This is a genomic window from Massilia sp. MP_M2, assembly GCF_039123635.1.
GTDB lineage: Bacteria > Pseudomonadota > Gammaproteobacteria > Burkholderiales > Burkholderiaceae_D > Telluria.
Window position 1 is genome coordinate 19,315 of sequence record NZ_JBCHJF010000003.1, and the last position, 23,432, is coordinate 42,746.

A 23,432-nucleotide genomic window follows, 5' to 3' on the forward strand; every position below is an offset into this window, starting at 1 on the left:
TCACAGTTGAGGCCAGGCGACAACGAAGCATGCCAAGGCGACAAGCATCAACAAAAAACCGCCGGCGCGCACCCCACGCCGGCGTGATCAAAACGCCATCAGGCCGCGCGTGGTGCTGCGCCCACCGGCGCATGGAATGCCGCCAGCAACGCCGCTTCTTTTTCCTTCGCCACTTTCAGGTGCCGTTCCTTCACGTGCCCGTACCCGCGGATGTCTTCCGGGATGCTGGCCACGGCCACGGCCTGCGCCAGATTGGCGTCCGTGAGCTTGGGCAGCAATGCCGCCACCGTCGCGCGGTACTCGCCGATCAGGGCGCGCTCGACACGGCGCTCGTTTGTATAGCCGAACACATCGAACGCGGTGCCGCGCAGGCCCTTGAACTTCGCCAGCACGCCGAACGCGCGCATCATCCACGGGCCGAACTCCTGCTTGATGGCGCGGCCTTCCTTGTCGTGCCTGGCCAGCAGCGGCGGGGCAAGGTGGAACTTGAGCGTGATATCGCCCTCGAACATATTGGCGATTTTTTCACGGAACGCCGGATCGGTGTGCAGCCGCGCGACTTCGTACTCGTCCTTGTACGCCATCAGCTTGTACAGGTACTTGGCCACGGCTTCCGACAGGCGGGTGCCCTTGCCCAGGCGCGCTTCCTGCGCCCTGACCTGCTCGACGAAGGCCGTGTACTGGCCCGCATACGCCGTGTCCTGGTAGGCCGTGAGCAGCTCGACCCGGCGCTTGACGACATCGTCGAGCGTCTGCATGCGCTTGAACTCGATCACCTTGGCCGGCAGCGCCGACTTGCTGACCGCCGCCAGATCGTGCCCGGCGCTGCGGCCCCAGTTGAAGGCCGCCTTGTTGAACGCGACCGACACGCCATTGAGCTCGATGGCTTTCATCAGCGAGGCTTCGTGCAGCGGCACGCGGCCCTTCTGGAACGCGTAGCCCAGCATGAACATATTGGTGGCGATCGCATCGCCCAGCAGCGCCGTGGCGATGCTGCCGGCGTCGAGGAATTCGACGTTGGCCTTGCCGCAAGCTTGCTCGATCGCGCCGCGCGAGCCTTCGGCCGGGAATTGCCAGTCCGGGTTCTTCACGAACGCGGCCGTGGTGGAGGTGCTCGAATTGACGGCGGCCCAGGTGCGCCCTTCGCCCATGCGCGACAAGGCGTCGCGGCTGGCCGTGACGATCTGGTCGCAGCCGATCACGAGGTCGGCGCTGCCGGTGCCCACGCGCGTCGAGTGCAGGTCGGCCTGGCGTTCAGCCAGGCGCACGTGCGACATGACCGGGCCGCCCTTCTGGGCCAGGCCGCTCTGGTCGAGCACGATGGCGCCCTTGCCTTCGACGTGCGCCGCCACGGCCAGGATCTGGCCGACCGTGACGACACCGGTGCCGCCCACGCCGGCCACGAGAATGCCGAATGGCGTGGCAACCGACGGGATACAGGGTTCCGGCAACACGGGCGGCGCGGCGTCGGACGCTGCGGCTTTTTTCGGCTTTTTCAGGCCGCCGCCTTCGACGGTGACGAAGCTCGGGCAGAAGCCCGACACGCACGAATAATCCTTGTTGCACGAGGACTGGTTGATCTGGCGCTTGCGGCCCAGTTCGGTTTCGAGCGGCTCGACCGACAGGCAGTTGGACTGTACCGAGCAGTCGCCGCAGCCTTCGCAGACGGCTTCGTTGATCACGGCGCGCTTGGCCGGGTCGGGGAATTCGCCTTTTTTCCGGCGCCGACGTTTCTCAGAAGCGCAGGTCTGGTCATAGATCACGGCCGACACGCCCGGCATTTCGCGCAGTTCGCGCTGCACGTCCATCAGTTCGGACCGGTGGCGCACCGTGGTACCGGGCGCCCAGGCATAGTCGCTCGGGTATTTATCGGGCTCATCGGTGACGACGATGATGGGCGTGACGCCTTCGGCTGCGATCTGGCGGCTGATCATGCCCGGGTCGAGCGGGCCGTCGACGTTCTGGCCGCCCGTCATCGCGACCGCATCGTTGTACAGAATCTTGTAGGTGATGTTGACCTTGGCCGACACTGCGGCGCGGATCGCCAGGATGCCCGAGTGGAAGTAGGTGCCGTCGCCCAGATTGACGAACACGTGCTTCTCGTCGGTGAACGGCGACTGCCCAATCCAGGTCGTGCCTTCGGCGCCCATATGCGTGAAGGTCGACGTTTCACGGTCCATCCACAGCACCATATAGTGGCAGCCGATGCCGGCCATCGCGCGCGAGCCTTCCGGCACCTTGGTCGAGCTGTTGTGCGGGCAGCCCGAGCAGAAATACGGGATGCGGTCAGTCTCCGGATTAGGCTTGGCCGGAATATTGCGCAGCACCAGTTCCTTGGCTTCGAGGAAGGCGATGCGCTGCTTGACGCGCTCGGCGACCGGGTGGCCGGCGCAGTAGTGCCCGATGCGCGAGGCAATCGCGCGCGCGATCTGCGCCGGATTCAGCTCGTACGTCGCTGGCAGCAGCCAGTCGCCGTGGCCCATGCGGTTCTTGTTGCTCCATTCGCCCGTGTCGTCGAACTTGCCGACCACGCGCGGACGCTCGCCATCGGGCAGGTTGTACAGCTCTTCCTTGAGCGCGTATTCCATGACCTGGCGTTTTTCTTCGACCACCAGGATTTCATCGAGGCCCCGTGCGAACTCGTGCACGCCTTCGGCTTCGAGCGGCCAGGTCATGCCGACCTTGTACAGGCGCAGGCCAATGTCCTGCGCAGCCTGCTCGTCGATGCCGAGGTCGGCCAGCGCCTGGCGCGTGTCCAGATAACTCTTGCCGGCGGTGATGATGCCGATCTTCGGCTGCGGGCTGTCCCAGATGATACGGTTGAGCTTATTGGCGCGCGCATAGGCCAGCGCGGCATACCATTTGTGGTTGCTCATCCGCACTTCCTGGTCCAGTACGGCGTCAGGCCAGCGGATGTTCAGGCCGCCCTCGGGCAACTGGAAGTCGGTCGGAATCACGGTTTGCACGCGGTCCGGATCGAGGTCGACGACAGCGCCCGACTCGATGATGTCGGTGACGCATTTCATCGATACCCACAGGCCCGTATAGCGGCTCATGGCCCAGGCGTGCAGGCCGAAGTCGAGGTATTCCTGCACCGTCGACGGGTACAGCACCGGGATGCCGCAGTGGGTCAGGATGTGGTCGGACTGGTGCGCGGTGGACGACGATTTGGCCGCGTGGTCGTCGCCGGCCAGCACCAGCACGCCGCCGTATTGCGACGAGCCGGCGTTATTACCGTGCTTGAACACGTCGCCGCAGCGGTCGACGCCCGGGCCCTTGCCGTACCACATAGAGAACACGCCGTCGTACTTCGCGTCCTTGTACAGATTGGTTTGCTGGGTGCCCCAGACGGCGGTCGCCGCCAGGTCTTCGTTCATGCCGGGATGGAACTTGACGTGGTGCGCGTCGAGGTGCGCCTTGGCCTTCATCGCGGTCTGGTCGACCGACGTGACGGGCGAGCCGCGGTAGCCGGTGATGTAACCGGCCGTGTTCAGGCCGGCCTTGACGTCGCGCTCGCGCTGCAGCATAGGCAGGCGGATCAGCGCTTGCGTGCCGGTCATGAAGGCGCGGCCGCGCTCAAGCGTCCATTTGTCGTCGAGCGTGATGTCTTGTGCGGGTGCGGATGCGGATGCGGGTGCAGATGCCGGCGACGCCAGGTGGGCGCGGTCCAGTGGTGCGTTCATTGTGTCTCCAAGAAACTGGTGGCGGTTGCCGGAAGCGGTGCATTTCCTGCATCTCGCTCCTTGGCGGGAGTGGTCTCCCGTCTTGCGCCAGTATAGACCTGCCCCCCCAGCATTAAATTCCAAACAATTCCCCCTCCTTCTTGAATTGCGCAATAAAATTGCCATACAAAAGACCGACGTGGGGAAGGTATGTCAAAGATTGAGCTGGATAAAACAGATCGTAAAATTCTGGAGATTTTGCAGAACGATGGCCGCTTGTCGAACCAGGATGTGGCCGAGCGCGTGAACCTGTCGCCGTCGCCCTGCCTGCGCCGCATCAAGCGACTGGAAGAAGCGGGCGTGATCCGCCAGTACGTGGCGCTGCTCGACTCGGACAAGATCGGGCTGGGCTTGCTGGCGTACGTGAACGTGCGGCTGGAAAAGCACAGCGAAGTGGCCAGCACCACGCGCCAGCCGGGCTTGCCGGCAACGTCGCCGCGCAACGATTTTGCGGTCTCGGTGGGCAGTTGGCCGGAAGTCGTCGCCTGCTACGCGATGACGGGCGACATGGACTTTTTATTGCGCGTGCATGTGGGCGACATGGACCACTTTTCGCGCTTCATGATGGGCACGCTGCTCAAGCATCCGGCCGTGCTGGACGTGAAGTCGAGCTTTGCGCTGCAGCGGATCAAGGAAACGACGGCGATGCCGCTGGTGTGAAGTGGTGCAGTGACGGACGTTGAACGCGTGGACGGCAAGCCGCCTCGCCGGCCGCGTCCACCCTACTTTTTTGGCGTGAAGAACTTCACCGCTGCCCGCGTATTGGCCTTGACCGTGTAATCGATCGCCGCGAACTGCTCCTCTAACGCCTCGGCCATCACGCTGCCCGGGCTGGGCGGTGGCAATTCGAGGTGGGCGTCGGCTTCGCCGTATTCGCGCGTCACGACCATCCCGGCTTTCTTTGCGATGTGCATCATCGTCTTGTTGGACGTCAGGCACTGCATGTAGAGCGTGTCGACGTCCGAATTGCGGCAGTGGATCGCCGCGCGCTGGAACAGGCGCGTGCCCACGCCCTGCCCGCGCGCCGAGGCCGACACCGACACGCCGAACTCGGCCACCTGCGCCTTGGCGGTGCTGGTACGCCCTTCGGTCGCCGCGAACGCCAGGTGCCCCATGCCCACCAGCTGGAACACATTGCTCACGACGCCAAAGACGATGTCGCGCTCGAAATCGAGCTTGCCGACATAGGCCGTGATGCCGTCGTCGGACATCATGCTGCCAAAGCGCAGCAGGCGGTCATCCTTGTCGAGCGCGAGCAGATGGCGCAGCACGCGGCGGCGGTCGCGCTCGTGCAATTCCTTGACCAGGACCGGCGGCTGCCCTTTCTTGCCGCGCAAGCCCTGCAACCAGCGGCGTAATGGATTGTCCAGCATATTCACACCTTCCCGTGCGCGACAACCTGTCGATGTCACCCTGAATCTTAGCCGATCCGGTCGGCCCCTGCCGTGCTTGTGCTTGTGCTTGTGCTTGTGCTTGTGCTTGTGCTTGTGCTTGTGCTTGTGCTCGTGCCCGTGCTGTCGGCGGCGCCCTCCTTCGCCCGCTCGCGCCGTGCCCCTTCCGGCACCGATTCCGCCGGGTCGTCCTCGTCGCGCCACTGCGCCTGCTCGCTGACCACGAAACGGCCCTTGCCTGCCTGCTTGGCTGCGTACATGGCCTTGTCGGCCTCGGCCAGCAAAGTGTCCTGCCCGCGCGCCGCACCCATCTGGCCGCGCGCGCTGGCGATGCCGATGCTTGCCGAGATCCTGACGGCGTGGCCATCGGCCTCGGTGATCGACTCGATTTCGGCCAGCGCCAGACGGGCCACGCGCAGCGCGCCGTCGCGCGACGTCACGTCTTCGAGCAGGATAACGAATTCATCACCGCCCAGGCGCGCCAGCGCATCTTCGGCGCGCAGCCTGGCCTGCACGCGGCGCGCGACGGTCTTGAGCACCAGGTCGCCGGTCGCATGGCCCCAGGTATCGTTGACTGCCTTGAAGCCGTCCAGGTCGATAAACATCAGCACCACGACGCTGTCGCGGCGGTCGGCCCGGGCCAGCGCCCGTTCGAGCAGGCGGGTCAGTTGCCGGTAATTGATGAGGCCGGTCAGACTGTCGTGCTGGGCCAGGCGTTCGAGCTGGACCGACTGCGCCTGCAGCTCGGCGGTACGCTCGGCCACGCGCTGCTCGAGGGTTTCGTTGGCCGCCTGCAGGCGGTGGTTGACGACGCCGATGATGCGGTAGCTGCGGCGCAGGCGCACGCCGGCATAGGCCAGCAGCACCAGTAGCAGGCCGGAATACGCCGCCAGGTAGCCGCGAAAACGCTGGCGCTCGAGCAGCACGGTGGTGAACGAGCGCTCGAATTCCTGCTCCAGGCGATCGAGCACGACATCGCTGCCAACGGCAGCAATTTGCGCTTCGAGCAAATTTTCCAGCGGCCGCTTTTCGAGGATGACGCGGCTGCTCAGGATCACGGCGTCCATCTTGTCGACGACGGCCGGTGAAAAGGCGATCTCCTGGGCCGCGACATTGCCCAGGATTTCGTCGATGCGGTTGGCCAGCGCGGGCGATGGGGCGATGTTGTAGCGCAGGATGTCGCTCAGCAGCGCATTGAGGGTCGTGTCGAGCCGCACGACGAACTGGGCCGGCGCCAGCGCGCCTTCGATGCCCGAAATGTCGGTCTTGAGATCGGCCACGGCCGGCGGCATGTGCAGCAGCGCTGCGCGCAGGCGCGGATTGTGCCGCGCGAACTCGGCCACCAGCATTTCCTTGTTGCGCAGCGCCACCCGCAGCTGGGCGCAGGCCTCGGTGGCGGCGCGGCTGCCGGTGAGCGGGGCGGCGTCTTCGAGGCGCGCCATCAGGATGTGCATGCGCGGCAGTTGCGAGCTCAGGTCGGGCCGGGTCGCGGCGCGGCCGGTGTGGGCGCGCAATAGATTGGCATCCCATTCGGCATCGAGCTTTTCGAATTCGCGCAGATTGAGCAACACATTGCTGCGTACGTCGGGGTCGATCACTTCGGTGCGGCTGTACAAAAAGACCAGCAGCGCGCTCATCAATACGACGGCCAGGGTCGCCAATAACAGGCGGCGGCGCCGTACCCAAATTCCTATCCGCCGTCCCAGCATCCTGAACATCTTTTTTCTCCAACGCAACAATTGACCATATTGAAGAATAGCAAAACGCTGGGCCATACTGCACGCGGGGTGTAACTACATGTAACTGTGAGGCTCTACAGGGCGGTTTTTCACACTTTATTACAAATGGCGGCCACGGCGTCCATCCGCGCCACGTGCACGGCCTGGGCAATCCGATCACGCTGGTCGCAGCGCGCTGCCACGGCGCCGGCATCCACGCCGCGCGCCGCGCCCAGGGCTTGCAACAGCCAGTCGCCTGCCGGGTCGTGCTTTGGATCATCCGCGTGGCACTGCGTGGCCAGCAGCATCTGGGCAAAGCGCGCGCTCTTGCGGAAGGCGTCGCTGCGCTCGAACAGCGTGACGAGCGCCTCGGCATCGAGTTCACGCGCCTGCGCCAGCAGGCCATGTTCGCGCGCAGTCATCAGGGCCAGGTCGCGGCATTCGTTGGGCACTTTCAGGCGTTTCGCCACCGCTTCAACGGCGGCCATGCCAGCGTCGCGCATCAGCGCAGCGAAGCGGATCTCGAGCGGGTGGTCCTGCTGCGCGGCGGTGTCGATCACGCGCAGCGTGTGCTTTTGCGTATCGAGCTCGGGCAACAGCCGCGCCAGCGCGCCGCACTCGTACAGCACGAGCAGCATGCGCGACGGCTGACGCTCCATCAGGCCACGCGCCAGCTCTTGCCAGACGCGCTCGGGCACGAGGGCGTCGACCTCCCCCGCCTCGACCATCTGGCGCATCAAGACATTGGTGTCGCCCGCCACCCGAAATTCGGGCAGGCGCGCGGCAAAGCGCGCAACGCGCAGGATGCGCACCGGGTCTTCGGCAAAGGCATCGGACACGTGCCGGAACAGGCGCGCTTCCAGGTCGCGCCGGCCGCCCAGCGGATCGACGATCACGCCATCCTCGCCCTGCGCCATCGCATTGATGGTCAGGTCGCGCCGCACCAGGTCCTGTTCGAGCGTGACATCGGGCGCCGCATGGAACACGAAGCCGTGATAGCCGGGCGCGGTCTTGCGCTCGGTGCGCGCCAGCGCGTATTCCTCCTGCGTTTTCGGATGCAAAAAGACCGGAAAATCCTTGCCTACGGCGCGAAAGCCGGCCTCGATCATCTGTTCGGGCGTGGCACCCACGACCACGTGATCGTGGTCCTTGACCGGCAGCCCGAGCAGCGCGTCGCGCACGGCGCCGCCGACAACATAACTGCGCATCGTTTACTCCGGCAAATCGGCGTCGTGCAGCGGCGTCGGGTGGTTTTCCAGCATCGCCTCGTTCACCCAGCGCGCCACGGCCGGATGGGCCAGCACGCGCTCGCAATACGCTTGCAGCGCCGGGGCCAGCGTCACGCCATAGGTCTGGAAACGCAGCACGATCGGCGCATAGAAGGCGTCGGCAATCGAGAACGCGCCGAACAGGAACTGGTGATGGCCAAAGCGCGACAGGCAGTCTTCCCAGATTTCGCAGACACGGCCGATGTCGGCCTGCGCGCCATGCGTGCGGCCGCGGCCCGGCAGGCGGGCCTGGATATTCATCGGCATGGCGCTGCGCAGTTCGCCAAAGCCGGCGTGCATCTCGGCCACGATCGAGCGCGCCAGTGCGCGTGCTGCTACGTCTTGCGGCCACATATGCTTGTCGGGAAACTGCTCGGCCAGGTATTCGGTGATCGCCAGGCTGTCCCACACCGTCATTTCGCCGGCCAGCAGCACCGGCACGCGGCCCGCGTGCGAATAGCGCGCGATCTCGTTGGACGTGTCGGGCTGGTCGAGCAAAACCTTGATTTCAGTGAACGGAATCCCGAAGGCCATGGCCGCGACCCAGGGGCGCATCGACCACGACGACAGGTTCTTGTTGCCGATGATGAGCGTCAAGCCGGGGCTGCGGGTCTGGTCCAGGGTCTGCGTGAGGATCGGGTCGCGTTCGATGGTCTGCATGGGGTCTCGTCAAGTACGTGGCGAAGGGCGTCCCGGGCGGCGCTTGGACGCCCGGGACGGCTGCGGTAATCGACATCAGCTTGCGGCCCAATGCCGCGGCTGTCAAGGCGGTTGCCCGACAGCAGGGTGAACCGCAGCCGGGCCCCGCTTGTCAGTCCAGCACGGACGTGGACGGGCGCGGCGTGATCGTGCCCAGGCGCGCCTTGAGTGACTGCGGCTTGCCCTCGAAGATCGAGGCGTAATTGGTGGCATTGGCCATCACGTTGCGCACGTAGCCGCGCGTTTCGGTGAACGGAATGGTTTCGACGAAGATCGCCCCTTCCATCGGCGCGTCGAGCCGGCTGCGCCAGGTGCGCGAGCGGCTCGGGCCGGCGTTGTAGGCGGCCGTGGCCAGCACTTGCGAGCCTTCAAAATTGTTCAGCACCATCGTCATGTAGTTGGCCCCGAGCGTGATGTTCACGTGCAGGTCGTTGAGCATGCTGGTGACAAAGTTGTTCAGGCCAATCTTGGCCGCCACCCATTTGCCGGTGGCGGGCATCACCTGCATCAGGCCCGATGCGCCCACGCCCGAGCGCGCATCGCGGATGAAGCGCGATTCTTGCCGGATCAGGCCATACACCCAGGCCTTGTCGAGACTCAGGCCCTGGGCGGTGGGGCGCAGCACGTCGAGGTGCGGCGCCGGGAAGCGCTGGTCATAGCTGAACTCGGTGCGCGTGCGCAGCGACGTCTCGACCATACGGTCGAGCAGGTCGTTGCGGCGCGCCAGCTCGGCGGCGGCGAGCAACTGGCGTTCGGACAGGTTGCGCAGACCCCAGCTCCATTCGCGGTTGCCTTCGGCGCGCAGGCGCAGATCGTAGAATTTGATGGCCCGTTGCAGACTCTGATTGGCCGTGGCCTGGGCCAGTTCGGCGGCCGTGATCGGCGCGATCGGCGGCGGCGCGACCACCTGATTGCCCAGTTCTTCCTGGGCCAACTGGGTATAGAAGGTGGTCTGGCCGGCGATGCTCTGCCACTGCGCGCGCGCCTCGGCCGGGCGGCCTTCGCCCTGGTGAGCGCGCCCGAGCCAGTAGACCCAGGTCGAGTCGGCGCGCAAGGCCGGCGGCATGGTCTCGATCGTGGTGCGCACGGTTTTCCAGTCGCCGCGGCGCAGCGCCATGCGGGTCTTCCATTGCATCTGGAAGTCGCTCAATGGCGCGCCTTTCGCACGTTCCCAATACTCGTGCGCTTCGGGCGCCAGCACGATCGATGCGGCCAGCGCCACATTGGCCCAGCCGATCGCGCGTTCTTCGCCCGTCAATTGGGCGCTGTTCTTTTCGAGGCCGGCCACGGCGAGGCGCAGCGTGGTGCGCGCCATGCGGCCCACGGCAACCAGGTACAGCTCGCGCTCGGCGCGGCTGTTGCCGATCCCGCGCGCCATCGCCACGGCAGGCAGGTCGACCGCCTGGGTGGCCCGGGTTTCGGACAGGCCGAGCAAGACAGCAGCGCGGCGCGCCGGGCCGCTGGCATTGTCCAGGCCCGCCAGGCGCAGTTGCGTGAGCAGGTCGGCTTCGGTGAACTGGCCATTGGCCACCAATTGCGCGATCAGGGCGCCGCAGGCGTCGCCGTAGCCGGCCGGGGTTTTCAGGAGTACGCGCGCTTCGTCGGCAACGCGCTCACCGCGCTCGGCTTTGGACAGCAGCGCGTAGCAGCGGATCGGCAGGCTGCCCGACTGGGCCAGCGCGCCTGCTTCGCGTTCGAACGTGTTCCACTCGCGGCGCTTGCCCAGCTCCATCAGCCATTCGGCACGCAGCTGCTCGGCCACCGCCGTGCCCTCGTGGCGCCGCAGCACTTGCAGCACCTCGTCCTGGATGGCCTCGCGCAGGCGCGGTTTCAGACGATAATAGTCAACGTAGGATGCCAGCAGATAATTGGTCACCGGCAGGCGCGACGCGATCGCATTCGTCCGCGCGTCGTCGCTCTGGCGCGCCGCTTCGCGCAGCAACATGAAGTTGTCGTCGTCGGCGCGGCTGGCTGCGCCCGCCACGGAAGGCGCACCCGCCGGAACGGGGGACAATGCTACCTCGGGCGCGGGTGCTTCCGGGTCTTCCTGGGCCGCTGCACCTGGCACGAACGCCAGATTCAGAACAAGGGCAATAGCAGCCGGCAAAAGGCCGACAGGCAATTTCGATTGAAACATCCACCACTCTCACAATACGCTGCATTGAAACCATGACCGGCGAACCAAGAATACCACGCGCCTCTGTGCCGCCACCAGACACAAGTGCTCTACAGCAACCACATCAAGACAAGGCGTTGTTGCGTGACACGCTCAAGGCGCGCCGGCGTGCGCTCGATCCGGCAGACAAGGCCGCGTGGGACGAGCGCATCGGCGCGCGCGTGCTGGCATGGTGGCGGGCCAATCCACACGCCTCGCTGGCCGTCTACTGGCCGCTCGCGGGCGAGCCGGATCTGAGCCCAGCGTACGCGGAAATGGCGGCAGCAGGCGTACGTCTGGCGCTGCCCGTGGTCGTGGCGCGCCATGCAGCGCTGGAATTTGCCGAGTGGCTGCCGGGCGAGCCGACCGTCAAGGACCGGATGGGCGTGGCGGTGCCGGCCCAGTTGCGCATGGTGGCGCGGCCACCGGCACTGCTGGTGCCGTGTCTGGGATTTAATGCGCTGGGGTATCGCGTGGGGTATGGCGGCGGCTTTTACGACCGGACGCTGGCCCCCGAGCCGCGCCCGAGCACGGTGGGCATTGCGTATGCGTGCCAGTTGGTCGAGTTCGTCGGTGACGCGCACGATGTACCGCTCGATCGGGTGATGACCGAAGCGTGATGTGGCCGGGCGTATCGAACGTAGGTTGAACGCGTGGACGGCAAGCCGACTGCGCGTCTCGGCCCACCCTACGCATGATTATGGCGTGAAGGATAAACCGTGCCGTCCAACGTAGGGTGGGCGGCTCCGCCGCCCACGCGTTCAAATCACATTGGCGCAGCCGCTCAAGCCCTGAGCCGCTGCCAGATCGCCGCCGTCGGCGCCACCTGGTTCATGCTGTAGAAATGCAGACCCGGCGCACCGCCAGCCAGCAGCTTTTCGCACAGGCCAGTGACAACATCCAGGCCGAAGGCCTTGATCGAGGCGCTATCGTCGCCAAAGCTGGCAAGCTTGAGACGCACCCAGCGCGGGATCTCGGCGCCGCACATGTCCGAAAACCGCAGCAATTGCGTGTAGTTCGTGATCGGCATGATGCCGGCCACGATCGGCACCGTCACACCCAGCTTGCGCACATTGTCGACAAAGGCGAAATACGCGTCGGCATTGTAAAAATACTGGGTGATGGCGGCGTCGGCCCCGGCACTCACCTTGCGCGCAAACGCTTGCAGGTCGTCCTGCGGCGAACGTGCCTGCGGGTGCATTTCGGGATAGGCCGCCACTTCGATGCGGAACCAGTCGCCGGTTTCCTGGCGAATGAATTCGACCAGGTCGCTGGCATAGCGCAATTCGCCGGCGCCGCCGTAACCGCTCGGCAAGTCGCCCCGCAACGCCACGACGCGCCGGATGCCGCTGTCCTGGTACTGCTTGAGGACGGCACGGATCGACTCGCGCGTGGCGCCCACGCACGACAGGTGCGGCGCGGCTTCGTGGCCGGCGGCCTGGATTTCCTGCACCGTCTGCAGCGTACCCTGCTGGGTACTGCCGCCGGCGCCGAACGTCACCGAGAAATACTTGGGCTGCAACTCGGCCAGCTTGGCCCGCGTGACGCGCAGTTTCTCGGCGCCTTCCGCCGTCTTGGGCGGGAAGAACTCGATACTGAAATCAGGAGTTTCCATCTTTGTCGGAGAGAAGCAAGGAAGAAAGCGCCCACGAAATGATGCTGTACAAGATGGCTGCCAGGAAGGCCGACCAGAAACCGGCAACTTCAAAGCCGCCCACCACGTTCGCCACCAGCCAGAACAGCACGGCATTGATGACCAGGATGAACAGGCCCATCGAGAGCACCGTCACTGGCAGCGTCAACAGCACCAGGACGGGACGGATCAGCGTATTGACCAGGCCCAGCACCAGCGCGGCGATCAGGGCGGTGCCGAGGCTCGAGACTTCGACGGAGTGCATCAGGTAAGGCAGGGTCATCAGGGCCGCAGCATTGATCAGCCAAGTGATTAACAGGCGCATCGGTACAGACTTTCGTGGATTTGGATAAACGAAACGCCCCGAAAGGCGTTTCACACAACAACGGAACGGCGACTAAGCAGTCAGGGACTGATCAGTAACGGTATTGCTCCGGCTTGTACGGGCCATCCTGGCTCACCGTGATGTACTTGGCTTGCTCTTCGGTCAGCGTGGTCAGTTGGGCGTTCAGTTTGCGCAGTTGCAGGCGCGCGACTTTCTCGTCCAGCTTCTTCGGCAGCGTGTACACGCCCACCGGATACTGCTCGGTGTTCATGAACAGCTCGATCTGGGCGATCGTCTGGTTCGCAAACGACGAGCTCATCACGTACGACGGGTGACCGGTACCGCAACCGAGGTTCACCAGACGGCCTTCGGCCAGCAGGATGATGCGCTTGCCATCAGGGAAGATGACGTGATCGACCTGCGGCTTGATGTTGTCCCACTCATATTTCTTGAGCGCGGCAACTTCGATTTCATTGTCGAAGTGACCGATATTGCAGACGATGGCCTGGTCTTTCATCTTGAGCATGTGCTGCTCGGTGATGACGTGGTAGTTGCCGGTACAGGTGACGAAAATGTCGCCATGTTCGCACGCGTAATCCATCGTCACGACGCGGTAGCCTTCCATCGCCGCCTGCAGTGCGCAGATCGGATCGATTTCGGTCACCCACACCTGCGCCGACAGCGCGCGCATGGCCTGGGCCGAACCCTTGCCGACGTCACCGTAACCGGCGATGACGGCCACTTTACCGGCGATCATGACGTCGGTAGCGCGCTTGATGCCGTCGACCAGCGATTCACGGCAACCGTACAGGTTGTCGAACTTCGACTTGGTGACCGAGTCATTGACGTTGATGGCCGGGAAGGCCAGCTTGCCCTCTTGGTGCATCTGGTACAGGCGGTGCACGCCGGTCGTGGTTTCTTCGGTCACGCCCTTGATTTCTGGCAGGCGCTTCGAGTACCACTTCGGATCACGTGCCAGACGGCCCTTGATCGCATTGAACAGGCAGATTTCTTCTTCCGAACCCGGCTTGTCGAGCACCGAAATATCGGACTCGGCGCGCACGCCCAGGTGCAGCAGCAGGGTTGCATCGCCGCCATCATCCAGGATCATGTTGGCGTGGCTGTTGCCTGGCCATTCGAAGATGCGGTGGGTGTATTCCCAGTATTCGTCCAGGGTTTCGCCCTTGACGGCGAACACCGGCGTGCCAACCGAGGCGATGGCCGCGGCAGCGTGGTCTTGCGTCGAGTAGATATTGCACGATGCCCAGCGCACGGTGGCACCCAGTGCTTCCAGCGTGCGGATCAGCACGGCGGTCTGGATGGTCATGTGCAGCGAGCCGGCAATGCGCGCGCCCTTGAGCGGTTGCGTGGCAGCGTATTCTTCCTGAATCGCCATCAAACCCGGCATCTCGGTTTCAGCGATGCGGATTTCTTTCTCGCCCCAGGCGGCCAGGGAAATGTCGGCGACCAGATAGTCGGCAGTTTCTTTGAGTACGGCGTTCATCACGCCCTCCTTTCAATGATTAGAAAAAAGTAACGTGAGCGCAGTTGCTGATATCCGAGCCTGGCTGAAAGCAGTCTTTCAGTCGCAACGCTCCTCGGAACGGATTAGTTTAGCACGCCTGATCCGCAATGGATATGCTTGCCTGGCCGGGCACCGGGACACGGCGTGACCCGACAGCAACGGCCCACCGTTCAACATTCACGGCTCGCCGTTAGCGCCGAACGTCCGGAATCCTGAACGTTCATTCAGGCGTTCCATGTAAGCGAGCACGGCCGGATAGTCCGGCCGCTCCATCGGCGTGAGCAGCCAGCGGTTGACGCACAAGCCCAGCACGACGTCGGCCAGCGAGAATTGCGCGCCCGTTACGTAGGCGCCGGTGGCGCTCAGCTGGCGCTCGAGGATGCCGATATGTCGGTGCCAGCTCGCGATGCTGGCCGCGATCTGGTCGGGATCGCGGTGCGCCGGACTGCTCCGTACCAACCCCATGAACGCATAGCGCCAGGCATTGTTCAATTCGGTGGCTTGCCAGTCCATCCATTGCTCGACCAGCGCGCGGGCGCGCGGCGTAGCCGGCAGCAGGTGCTGTTCGGCGCTGTTGGCGCACAGGTAGCGGCAAATCGCGTTGGATTCCCACAGCACGAAGTCGCCATCGACAATGACCGGCACCGTGGCGTTCGGGTTGAGCGCAAGGAAGGCTTCCTGCTGGGGAGACTGAAAGCCTGCGCCCCAGTCTTCGCGCTTGAACGGGATATCCAGTTCGCTGCAGGTCCACAAGACCTTGCGCACGTTGAGCGAGGCGGCTTTTCCGAGAATTTTCAGCATGGGGGCTCCTGTGAAGTGAAAGGGGATGGTTCAGACGGTGATGCGGCCTTCGAGATACAGCACGCATCCACCTTCGAGCTCGACCCGGCCGTCAACCAGCCGGCAGGCCAGTTCGCCGCCGCGGCGCGATGCCTGGAAGGCGCGCAGTGTCGTCTTGCCCAGCCGCGCGCCCCAGTATGGCGCAAGCGCGCAATGGGCGCTGCCCGTGACGGGGTCTTCCGGCACGCCCTTGGCCGGTGCAAAGTAGCGGCTGACGCAATCGTAGTCGCCGTCGCCCCGCGCCGTCACGGCCAGGCCGGGCCGCGCCAGGCGCGCGATGGCATTGAAGTCAGGCGCGAGTTCGCGCACGGCGCGTGCGTCTGCCAGCACCACCGTATAGCCGAATCCATCGTCGAGGACTTCGAGCAGTTCGTGTGGATTGCAACCCAATGCGGCGCCCAGACCGGGCGGCGGCGCCACCGGCGCTGGTTTGCGGGCAGGAAAATTCAGCACGTAGCCGGTTGCTGAACGCCGCACCGGCAACGGACCGCTCGCCGTGTCGAACACGACTTCCGTGCGACCGGGCTCGAGCCGTTCCATGACAACCGCCGCGCTCGCCAGCGTCGCATGCCCGCACAGGGGCACCTCGAGCAGCGGCGTGAACCAGCGCAGACGGTACTGCCCATCATGCGGCACCAGGAACGCCGTCTCGGCCAGATTGTTTTCGGCAGCGATCGTCTGCAGCAGCGCGTCGTCGGGAAATGCGTCCAGCACGACGACCGCAGCCGGATTGCCGCCAAACAGCCGGTTCGTGAAGGCACCGACTTGATAGATGGGCAGTACCTGCATGGCGTCCTTCTATTGCAATCGGCAAGAAAAAACCCCAAAAACTGCAGCGCAATTTTTGGGGTTCGTCGTACTGTCGCGGCGCGCGCGCCAGGAACTTATGCGAGGCCGGCTGCTGCGCGCAGTTCGGCTGCCTTGTCGGTGCGTTCCCACGTGAATTCCGGCTCTTCGCGGCCGAAGTGGCCGTAGGCGGCGGTCTTTGTGTAGATCGGACGCAGCAGGTCGAGCATCTGGACGATGCCTTTCGGGCGCAGGTCGAAGTGTTCGTTGACCAGCGCTGCGATCTTGTCATCCGAAATCACGCCGGTGCCTTCGGTGTACACGGTGATATTGATCGGACGCGCCACGCCAATGGCGTAGCTGACCTGCACCTGGCACTGACGCGCCAGGCCGGCGGCGACGATGTTTTTGGCCACGTAGCGGGCGGCGTAGGCAGCCGAACGGTCGACCTTGGTAGGATCCTTGCCCGAGAACGCGCCGCCGCCGTGCGGGGCTGCGCCGCCGTAGGTGTCGACGATGATCTTGCGACCGGTCAGGCCGCAATCGCCCTGCGGGCCGCCGATGACGAAGCGACCGGTCGGGTTGACCAGGAAACGGGTGTCCTTGAGCCACTCGCGCGGCAGCGTGGTCTTGATGATTTCTTCGATGACGGCTTCTTCGATCTGCGCGTGGGTCACGTCAGGATGATGCTGGGTCGAGAGCACGACGGTATCGACGGCCACCGGGCGACCGTTCACGTAGCGCAGCGTGACTTGCGACTTGGCATCCGGACGCAGCCATGCCAGGCGGCCATCCTTGCGCAGCTGCGACTGGCGCTCGACCAGGCGGTGCGCGTAATAGATGGCAGCTGGCATCAGCTCTGGCGTTTCGTCGCAGGCATAGCCGAACATCAGGCCCTGGTCACCGGCGCCCTGGTCGAGGTCGATGCCCTTGCCTTCATCGACGCCCTGGGCGATGTCTGGCGACTGCTTGTCATAGCAGACCATGACGGCGCAACCTTTGTAGTCGATGCCGAAATCGGTGTTGTCGTAGCCGATGCGCTTGATGGTGTCGCGGGCGACCTTGATATAGTCGACGTTGGCGTGGGTGGTGATTTCACCGGCCAGGACGACGAGGCCGGTGTTGCACAGCGTTTCCGCAGCGACGCGGGCGGTTGGATCCTGCGTGAGGATCGCATCGAGGATGGCGTCGGAAATCTGGTCAGCCACCTTGTCTGGGTGGCCTTCGGAAACGGATTCAGAGGTAAAGAGGTAGTCGTTCGACATGAAGGCTCCTGGTACGGGTCATAATTCTGCCGCAGCAAACTGAGCCTGCGACGCTTTAGCGACATTTATATTCCGCTTCGCAAGTTGTCTGTTAACTCGGCGGATCCTGCATAAAGTGGTATTTTACGCTTCCTTGGAATTTTGGTGTGGAAACGCGCGTGGCGTCCGCCCCCCAACAATCGACATGCTAGTTGTACTTTTCAGAACACTCTCGGTGTTTCCCTTGCCACTCCTGCACGCCCTGGGCGCGGCGATGGGTTGGCTGGTCTATGGCCTGTCGCCATCGTATCGCAAGCGCCTGCGCGCCAACATGGCCCAGGCCGGCTATGACGCCCACTGGCGTGCGGCCGTGGCCGAGGCCGGCAAGGCCGCCATCGAGCTCGCGTTCGTCTGGTGCGCCAACCCGGAGCGGGTTGCCAGGCATGCCACAGTGGAGAACTGGGACCTGGTCCAGGCGCGGCTCGACGCCGGTCGCGGGATTGTCTTTCTTACGCCACACCTGGGCTGCTTTGAAATGACGGCCCAGCAAATCGCGCTGCGCACGGCGTTGACGGTCATGTATCGCCCCCCGCGCCAGAGCGCACTGAAGCCGCTGGTCGAAGGCGCCCGTGCGCGCCACAACCTGCATCTGGCGCCGGCCAATCTGTCGGGCGTGCGCATACTGGCCAAGACGCTCAAGAGCGGCCAGCCGATCGGCTTGCTGCCAGACCAGGTGCCACAAGAAGGCGAAGGCGTCTGGGCGCCCTTTTTCGGCCGCAATGCCTATACGATGACGCTGCCGGCCAAGCTGGCCCAGCTCGGCAAAGCCGACATCCTGCTGGTGTACGCCGAGCGCCGCGCGCATGGCGCCGGCTACATCGTGCGCTTCGTCGAATTCGATGGCGACCTGTCGGGCACGGGCGCGGAGCAGGCAGCGGCCATCAATCGGGCAATGGAGCAACTCATCGCCCGTGCGCCGGCCCAGTATTTCTGGAGCTATAACCGCTACAAGCAGCCGGACGGCGTGGCGGGCCCGGACAGCGAGGTCGCGTCATGAAGATCTTGCTGGGGTTTATGTGGCTGCTGCATTTCTTGCCACTACCTATTCTGGGGCGTTTCGGCGAAGCGGTTGGCAGCCTGATGTTCGTGATCCTGGGTAAACGCCGCAAGATCGCGCTGACCAATCTGCGTCTGTGCCTGCCCGAGCTCGACGAGCGGGCACGCCGCACGATCGCCAAACAGCATTTCCGCGCCTACGCACGCAGCATTTTCGAGCGCTCGATCCTGTGGTGGGCGCCGGAAGAACGTGTGCGCAGCCTGATCCAGATCGAACCATCGGTGCCGCTGGCGGCCATGCAGGACGGCCCGACAATCCTGCTGTGTCCGCACTTCGTGTGCCTGGACGTGGCCGGCATCGGCGCCCGCGTGATTCCGGTGTGCAGCATGTACGTGCCGCAAAAAAACGCAGACTTCGACCGCCTGCTGCGCCACGGCCGCGAACGCTATGGTCCGGTACGCCTGGTCACGCGCAAGGAAGGCATCAAGCCGATTCTGCGCGCACTGCGCGACGGCCTGCCCTACTTCATGCTGCCCGACATGGACTTCGGCGAAAAGGATGCCGAGTTCGTGCCGTTCTTCGGCGTGCCGGCCGCGACGCTCACCGCGCTGGGCCGCATTGCCGGCACCACCGGCGCCAAGGTGATTCCCGTGATCGCCACGTACCTGCCGAATTACCAGGGCTGGCGCGTGCGCTTTTATCCGGCCTGGGAAAACTACCCGGGCGACGATATGGTCGAAGCGACCCGCCGCATGAACGCTTTCATCGAAGAGCGCGTGCGCGAGGCGCCGGAACAATATTTTTGGACCCATAAACGGTTTAAAACCCGGCCGCCGGGTGAACCTTCGCTGTACGATTGAAGCCATGAAACTGAAATTCACCAAGATGCACGGCGCCGGCAACGACTTCATCGTCGTCGATGCGATCAACCAGCAGGTCGACCTGAGCATCGAACAATGGCGCCGCCTGGCCGACCGCCGCTTCGGCATCGGCGCCGACCAGATCCTGGTCGTGGAACGGCCGACGGGCGCCGACGTGGACTTTCGCTATCGCATCTTCAACAACGATGGCGGCGAAGTCGAGCAGTGCGGTAACGGCTCACGCGCCTTCGTGCGCTTTGTCGTCGACAAGGGGCTGACACAGGCACGCAGCATCCGCGTCCAGACCATGTCGGGCATCATCAACCCGCGCCTGGAAGACGATGGCAGCGTCACGGTCGACATGGGCGCGCCGCGCCTCGTGCCGGCCGACGTGCCGTTCGACGCGACCGGGCTGACAGGCACGATCCAGGGTGACGACACCTTGTGGCCGTTGTCGGTTGGCGCCGAGACCGTTTTCGTGTCGGTCGTGTCGATGGGTAATCCGCATGCGGTGCAGGTGGTCGATGATGTCGATGCGGCGCCGGTGCTCGATACCGGCCCACTGATCGAGCGCCATGTGCGCTTTGCCAAACGGGTCAATGCCGGCTATCTGCAAGTGATGGACCGGCACCATATCCGCCTGCGCGTGTTCGAGCGCGGCGCGGGCGAGACGCTGGCCTGCGGCACCGGCGCCTGCGCTGCGGTCGTGGCCGGCATCCGGCGCGGCCTGCTCGATTCGCCGGTGCGCGTCTCGGCCCGTGGCGGTGAGCTCAGCATCGCCTGGGCCGGCCCGGATCAGCCGGTGTACCTGAGCGGCCCGGCCGTGTCTGTGTTTGAAGGCGAAGTCGAGATCTGAATCTGAAGCCGCCCGGCCGTAGTGCGCCACAAAAGCGATGTAGGTTGAACGCGTGAGCGGGAAACCCGCTCACCCTACCGGCATGCGCATCAGGCCGCCAATCCCACATTGGCCCCGGCCCCGTCGTCGCTGTCAGGCTGCGCGATCTTGAGCAGCGTGCGCAGGCGGTACAGGCGCTGGCGGTAGTTGCCTTCCGGCCCGGCCGGGCCACAATCGACCGGTTCGAACAGGCGCACGATGCGGTCGAGCGCCTGGCGCTCGGGCGCCGACGCCACCATCACCAACCGCCGCTTGCTGCGGCCGTAACTGGCGCGGATATCGATGACCAGGCAGTGGCCCTGGTCGGCGGCAACCACATCGAGCAGCAAGGCTTCGGGACGCGAGAGGTTGAACCGCTGTGCCAATTCGAGGCGCGCCGCCAGCAGCGGATGCGCCGCCAGCGCCCCGGGGTGCAGTGCCAGCAAGGCGCCCGTGTCGGTGTACGGCGTGGTGTTCAAGCGCGGCGCGATCTTGTGCAGCAGGCTGGCCGCGTCCGGCGCACCCTGCTGCGCCGCCTTCTGCAGCCAGTACACCGCCCGCACATCATTGCTTTCGTTTTCGCGGCGCCCGCGCCAGGCGTTGTGGCCGCATTCGAGCTGGGCATCACGGTACCCCATCTCGGCCGCGCGTTCGAGGTAGCGCTGGGCATCGGCCACATTACGCTGTGAGAATTCTGGCTTGATACAGATGCGCGACAGCGCGTACCACGCCTCGGCCAGTCCCTGCTCGCCCGCCAGTGTCAGCCAACGGATGGCCCTTTTGAAATTGGCAACGTGCGCGGCATGTACATCGCCACTGCCAATGCGCCGGCCATCCACCCGCATGCGCGCAGAACGCAGACCCAGCGCCAGTTGCGCGTGGGGATCGTGTTCGGCTGCAGCCAGTTCCCAGAAGATGGCTAGTTCAGCGGGATCGCAGGATACCGGCGCAGCGCCGGCCGCAGCCGCATCATTAACGCCACCGACACCATGAGCGCCATCGAGCGCGGGGTCCATCAGGCGCGCACAACGCGACAGCAGCGCGATCTCGTCGGGCGCAAACCGGCGCAGTTCGCCGGGCTCGCCGGGCTGGTCGACCAGTGCCCGTGCCTGCGGCAACGCCAGGCGCAGATAATCGGCCCAGCGCCGCGCGAACCACAGGGCGTCGAGGCCCGCGTGCTGTGCCATGGATGCGCACTGCGCCGGCGAGGGCCGCCCGCCATGCAGCGCGCCCTGTGCCACCGGCGTACGGGCCGCCATGGCTGGCGTGGCCGCCGCCCTGCTGGCGACATGCGCGTGTTGCTGGGTTAACAGAGCCTGGGCATGCGAAAAACCGGCCCGCGCGGCGTCTTCGAGCGCGCGTACGGCTTTGGCCGGCTGCTGCGCGGCGGGCGCCAGGGGATCGAGCACCAGTTGCGCAAACACGAGGCCGGCATGCACGCTGCCGTCGTCATAGGCGCGTTCGTACCAATGCGACACGGCGGCTGCGTCGCGCTGCGCAAGCTCAAGCGGGATATGGTTGCCGATCAATTGCCAGGCCGGCGGACAATCTTGCCGCGCCGCGCGCTCCAGCCAGTGCAGTGCGGTAGGAAGGCTTTGCGGCAAGCTGCTGCTGCCAAACAGGTACAGCTTGCCCAGCGCGAGCTGGGCTGCCACCTGGCCGGCACGGGCATTGCGGATGATCGCCAGTTCTTCGCGGTTAGCCATCGTTGGAATACGTGAAAGACGTGGAAAGTGTGGCTGCAACACACAGCGGCAACGTGGAAGTTGCAAATATACAAGCTATCGGCACCACACGGCGCTGCTGTGCGAACGAGGCCAAAGTCTACGCCGTGGCAGATGGCGATTCGATTGGATTCCGGAGCAGATTGAGAGGTCGCAAAACAGCCTGAAACCGATGAAACTGTTCCGGATAATCGCAAGGCAAACCGTCATGCCACCGTCGGTCACCTTGGATTGCCACGTCGAAAGGCGTCGTGTTGCGCCGTTTTATGACACCAGTTTCAAAAATACAACAGCACCGTTCGATTTATTGGCAGGGAGTGCGGCAGCCACCCGATAATTGGCGGATTAGCTAGTCTTGACGTTTGAAAGATTTAAGGTGCACGTATCACGCGTTCAGCCAGGGTCTCAACGCTCCAGATGTACGTGTTCACTTTATTTACAGGATTACCCGATGAAGACCTCTCTCCTGGCTGTCGCACTGCTTGGCGCTTGCGCCGGTGCGGCCCATGCGCAGACGTCAGTGCAGGTCTACGGCAACCTCGATGCCGGCATCGTCAAACGCAGCAGCCAGAACGTCAGCATCGGCAAGCGCTCGGCCAACACGCTCGGCTTCAAGGGCACCGAAGAATTGGGCAATGGCCTCAAGGCCCTGTTCCAACTTGAAACGCGCTATGAGCCCGACACCGGCAGCGCCGAAATCGGCCCCGATGGCAATGGGCGCCGTCTGTTCCAGGGCCAGAGCCGCGTCGGCCTGCAGGGCGACTTCGGCATGCTGCGCATCGGGCGCGGCCTGACCCCGTTCCACGAAACCATCGGCGCCTTCGAACCGTTCCACGCGATCGAAACCGCGGGCGGCTTTTATACCGACCTGAGCGTGGCCGGCTACAGCTCGCAGCCGCTCGACCCGGTCGGCTCTTCCGGCAACCGCTGGTCGAACGCGGTCTGGTACAACTCGCCGGTCGTGAATGGCTTCCAGCTCAATACGGCCATCGCCACCAAAGAAAACAATGGCGCTGTGGCCATCATTGGGCGTGGCAATGCAGCAGCGCCGCAGTACGCGGCCGGCACCGAAGCCTCGGCCAATCCGTTCTCCATTTCAGGCACGTACAACAACGGCCCGGCCGCCCTGATGGCGGCTTATGAGCGCAACGCCGTCGAATCGAAGGTCTGGTCAATTGGCGCCTCGGTCACCCCGACGCCAGAACTCAAGCTGATGGGCACGTTCACACGGCTCGACGAAGACAATACGCGGCTGTTCAATACCGATACCAGTTCGTGGGTCGTGGGCGCGAATTACACGATCGGTCCCGGGAAGTTCCTCGCTGGCTATGGTCAGAAGGACACCAACGGTCTGGAAAAGGTCAAGCAACTGTCGCTGGGCTACGAATACAGCCTGTCCAAGCGCACCTACCTGTATTTCGACGTGTCGCGCAAGAAAGGGCTCTTGACCGCCCCGGGCACCATCAACCAGTACGACATTGGCATTCACCACACGTTCTGAACCCATTGCGGCTGGCTGCAAGCTCTTGAGGGCGGGCATCGGCAACGGTGTCCGCCCTTGTCGTTTGCAACGCTCTGTAGCGTTTTCACAACGACAACGCGCCGCGAGGC

General features: G+C 64.5%; 19 protein-coding genes and 1 riboswitch. Of the genes, 6 read left to right on the forward strand and 13 right to left on the reverse strand.

The window, feature by feature from the left end; translation table 11 throughout:
• Nucleotides 1–98: 98 nt before the first annotated feature.
• Nucleotides 99–3,683 (reverse strand): indolepyruvate ferredoxin oxidoreductase family protein, encoded by a 3,585-nt coding sequence (locus tag RCH14_RS07785; RefSeq protein ID WP_343025572.1) that lies wholly within the window; start codon nt 3,681–3,683, stop codon nt 99–101.
• Nucleotides 3,684–3,872: 189 nt separating this feature from the next.
• Here RCH14_RS07785 and RCH14_RS07790 point away from each other — a divergent pair, with 189 nt between their 5' ends.
• Entirely contained in the window at nt 3,873–4,382 is a 510-nt protein-coding gene (locus RCH14_RS07790) for an Lrp/AsnC family transcriptional regulator (protein WP_183554481.1), read from the forward strand.
• A 62-nt stretch (nt 4,383–4,444) separates the two neighbouring features.
• Here RCH14_RS07790 and RCH14_RS07795 read toward each other — a convergent pair whose 3' ends face one another.
• The 5 genes from RCH14_RS07795 to RCH14_RS07815 all read right to left on the reverse strand — a co-directional run bounded on the left by RCH14_RS07795 (nt 4,445) and on the right by RCH14_RS07815 (nt 10,935).
• Complete coding sequence (locus tag RCH14_RS07795; protein ID WP_343025573.1) at nt 4,445–5,095, reverse strand: GNAT family N-acetyltransferase; 651 nt, start codon at nt 5,093–5,095, stop codon at nt 4,445–4,447.
• A 47-nt stretch (nt 5,096–5,142) separates the two neighbouring features.
• Nucleotides 5,143–6,831: a diguanylate cyclase gene (locus RCH14_RS07800; protein WP_343025574.1), complete on the reverse strand. Its 1,689-nt coding sequence runs from the start codon at nt 6,829–6,831 to the stop codon at nt 5,143–5,145.
• Between the two features lie 110 nt (nt 6,832–6,941).
• The gene (locus RCH14_RS07805) at nt 6,942–8,039 is read right to left on the reverse strand and encodes a multifunctional CCA tRNA nucleotidyl transferase/2'3'-cyclic phosphodiesterase/2'nucleotidase/phosphatase (protein WP_343025575.1); all 1,098 of its coding nucleotides are present in this window, start codon (nt 8,037–8,039) and stop codon (nt 6,942–6,944) included.
• Between the two features lie 3 nt (nt 8,040–8,042).
• Nucleotides 8,043–8,759 carry a glutathione S-transferase family protein gene (locus RCH14_RS07810; RefSeq protein ID WP_343025576.1) on the reverse strand — a complete coding sequence of 239 codons (717 nt, stop codon included), beginning with the start codon at nt 8,757–8,759 and terminating at the stop codon, nt 8,043–8,045.
• 151 nt (nt 8,760–8,910) lie between these two features.
• The gene (locus RCH14_RS07815; protein WP_343025577.1) at nt 8,911–10,935 is read right to left on the reverse strand and encodes a transglycosylase SLT domain-containing protein; all 2,025 of its coding nucleotides are present in this window, start codon (nt 10,933–10,935) and stop codon (nt 8,911–8,913) included.
• Nucleotides 10,936–10,967: 32 nt separating this feature from the next.
• Here RCH14_RS07815 and RCH14_RS07820 point away from each other — a divergent pair, with 32 nt between their 5' ends.
• A complete protein-coding gene (locus RCH14_RS07820; RefSeq protein ID WP_343025578.1) occupies nt 10,968–11,573 on the forward strand; it encodes a 5-formyltetrahydrofolate cyclo-ligase in 606 nt (201 codons plus the stop codon).
• Between the two features lie 164 nt (nt 11,574–11,737).
• Here RCH14_RS07820 and metF read toward each other — a convergent pair whose 3' ends face one another.
• From metF to metK, 6 genes are all read right to left on the reverse strand, one after another.
• The gene (metF, locus tag RCH14_RS07825; protein WP_343025579.1) at nt 11,738–12,568 is read right to left on the reverse strand and encodes a methylenetetrahydrofolate reductase [NAD(P)H]; all 831 of its coding nucleotides are present in this window, start codon (nt 12,566–12,568) and stop codon (nt 11,738–11,740) included.
• The gene (locus RCH14_RS07830; RefSeq protein WP_343025580.1) at nt 12,555–12,911 is read right to left on the reverse strand and encodes a phage holin family protein; all 357 of its coding nucleotides are present in this window, start codon (nt 12,909–12,911) and stop codon (nt 12,555–12,557) included. The genes metF and RCH14_RS07830 overlap by 14 nt, the downstream gene beginning before the upstream one ends.
• A 91-nt stretch (nt 12,912–13,002) precedes the next feature.
• Complete coding sequence (gene ahcY / locus RCH14_RS07835) at nt 13,003–14,415, reverse strand: adenosylhomocysteinase (RefSeq protein WP_343025581.1); 1,413 nt, start codon at nt 14,413–14,415, stop codon at nt 13,003–13,005.
• A gap of 29 nt (nt 14,416–14,444) precedes the next feature.
• Nucleotides 14,445–14,517: riboswitch (S-adenosyl-L-homocysteine riboswitch) on the reverse strand.
• A gap of 96 nt (nt 14,518–14,613) precedes the next feature.
• Nucleotides 14,614–15,237, reverse strand: a complete 624-nt coding sequence (locus tag RCH14_RS07840; RefSeq protein ID WP_343025582.1) for a glutathione S-transferase — start codon at nt 15,235–15,237, stop codon at nt 14,614–14,616.
• Nucleotides 15,238–15,267: 30 nt separating this feature from the next.
• Nucleotides 15,268–16,065, reverse strand: coding sequence for a PhzF family phenazine biosynthesis protein (locus RCH14_RS07845; RefSeq protein ID WP_343025583.1), 798 nt, complete (start codon nt 16,063–16,065; stop codon nt 15,268–15,270).
• Nucleotides 16,066–16,160: 95 nt separating this feature from the next.
• Nucleotides 16,161–17,327 (reverse strand): methionine adenosyltransferase, encoded by a 1,167-nt coding sequence (gene metK, locus RCH14_RS07850; RefSeq protein ID WP_343025584.1) that lies wholly within the window; start codon nt 17,325–17,327, stop codon nt 16,161–16,163.
• A 184-nt stretch (nt 17,328–17,511) separates the two neighbouring features.
• On the opposite strand from metK, the gene RCH14_RS07855 reads away from it, so the two are divergent.
• The 3 genes from RCH14_RS07855 to dapF are packed head-to-tail and all read left to right on the forward strand — an operon-like array spanning nt 17,512 to nt 20,079.
• Entirely contained in the window at nt 17,512–18,363 is an 852-nt protein-coding gene (locus RCH14_RS07855; protein ID WP_343025585.1) for a lysophospholipid acyltransferase family protein, read from the forward strand.
• Nucleotides 18,360–19,223 carry a lipid A biosynthesis acyltransferase gene (locus tag RCH14_RS07860; protein WP_343025586.1) on the forward strand — a complete coding sequence of 288 codons (864 nt, stop codon included), beginning with the start codon at nt 18,360–18,362 and terminating at the stop codon, nt 19,221–19,223. Before RCH14_RS07855 ends, RCH14_RS07860 begins: the two co-directional genes overlap by 4 nt.
• A 4-nt stretch (nt 19,224–19,227) precedes the next feature.
• The gene (gene dapF / locus RCH14_RS07865; RefSeq protein ID WP_343025587.1) at nt 19,228–20,079 is read left to right on the forward strand and encodes a diaminopimelate epimerase; all 852 of its coding nucleotides are present in this window, start codon (nt 19,228–19,230) and stop codon (nt 20,077–20,079) included.
• A gap of 89 nt (nt 20,080–20,168) precedes the next feature.
• Here the strand turns inward: dapF and RCH14_RS07870 are convergent, their stop codons facing one another.
• Nucleotides 20,169–21,803, reverse strand: a complete 1,635-nt coding sequence (locus tag RCH14_RS07870) for a hypothetical protein (protein WP_343025588.1) — start codon at nt 21,801–21,803, stop codon at nt 20,169–20,171.
• Nucleotides 21,804–22,272: 469 nt separating this feature from the next.
• Here RCH14_RS07870 and RCH14_RS07875 point away from each other — a divergent pair, with 469 nt between their 5' ends.
• Nucleotides 22,273–23,322, forward strand: a complete 1,050-nt coding sequence (locus RCH14_RS07875) for a porin (RefSeq protein ID WP_343025589.1) — start codon at nt 22,273–22,275, stop codon at nt 23,320–23,322.
• Nucleotides 23,323–23,432: the final 110 nt, after the last annotated feature.

Bases quoted from the DNA above. Each gene is read 5' to 3' on its own strand.
- ahcY (WP_343025581.1), bottom strand. From the start codon at position 14,415: ATGAACGCCGTACTCAAAGAAACTGCCGACTATCTGGTCGCCGACATT.
- RCH14_RS07810 (WP_343025576.1), bottom strand. From the start codon at position 8,759: ATGCAGACCATCGAACGCGACCCGATCCTCACGCAGACCCTGGACCAG.
- RCH14_RS07800 (WP_343025574.1), bottom strand. From the start codon at position 6,831: ATGTTCAGGATGCTGGGACGGCGGATAGGAATTTGGGTACGGCGCCGC.
- RCH14_RS07820 (WP_343025578.1), top strand. From the start codon at position 10,968: ATGACCGGCGAACCAAGAATACCACGCGCCTCTGTGCCGCCACCAGAC.
- RCH14_RS07845 (WP_343025583.1), bottom strand. From the start codon at position 16,065: ATGCAGGTACTGCCCATCTATCAAGTCGGTGCCTTCACGAACCGGCTG.
- RCH14_RS07840 (WP_343025582.1), bottom strand. From the start codon at position 15,237: ATGCTGAAAATTCTCGGAAAAGCCGCCTCGCTCAACGTGCGCAAGGTC.
- metK (WP_343025584.1), bottom strand. From the start codon at position 17,327: ATGTCGAACGACTACCTCTTTACCTCTGAATCCGTTTCCGAAGGCCAC.
- RCH14_RS07785 (WP_343025572.1), bottom strand. From the start codon at position 3,683: ATGAACGCACCACTGGACCGCGCCCACCTGGCGTCGCCGGCATCTGCA.
- RCH14_RS07830 (WP_343025580.1), bottom strand. From the start codon at position 12,911: ATGCGCCTGTTAATCACTTGGCTGATCAATGCTGCGGCCCTGATGACC.
- dapF (WP_343025587.1), top strand. From the start codon at position 19,228: ATGAAACTGAAATTCACCAAGATGCACGGCGCCGGCAACGACTTCATC.
- RCH14_RS07875 (WP_343025589.1), top strand. From the start codon at position 22,273: ATGAAGACCTCTCTCCTGGCTGTCGCACTGCTTGGCGCTTGCGCCGGT.
- RCH14_RS07870 (WP_343025588.1), bottom strand. From the start codon at position 21,803: ATGGCTAACCGCGAAGAACTGGCGATCATCCGCAATGCCCGTGCCGGC.
- RCH14_RS07860 (WP_343025586.1), top strand. From the start codon at position 18,360: ATGAAGATCTTGCTGGGGTTTATGTGGCTGCTGCATTTCTTGCCACTA.
- RCH14_RS07790 (WP_183554481.1), top strand. From the start codon at position 3,873: ATGTCAAAGATTGAGCTGGATAAAACAGATCGTAAAATTCTGGAGATT.
- RCH14_RS07815 (WP_343025577.1), bottom strand. From the start codon at position 10,935: ATGTTTCAATCGAAATTGCCTGTCGGCCTTTTGCCGGCTGCTATTGCC.
- RCH14_RS07795 (WP_343025573.1), bottom strand. From the start codon at position 5,095: ATGCTGGACAATCCATTACGCCGCTGGTTGCAGGGCTTGCGCGGCAAG.
- RCH14_RS07855 (WP_343025585.1), top strand. From the start codon at position 17,512: ATGCTAGTTGTACTTTTCAGAACACTCTCGGTGTTTCCCTTGCCACTC.
- metF (WP_343025579.1), bottom strand. From the start codon at position 12,568: ATGGAAACTCCTGATTTCAGTATCGAGTTCTTCCCGCCCAAGACGGCG.
- RCH14_RS07805 (WP_343025575.1), bottom strand. From the start codon at position 8,039: ATGCGCAGTTATGTTGTCGGCGGCGCCGTGCGCGACGCGCTGCTCGGG.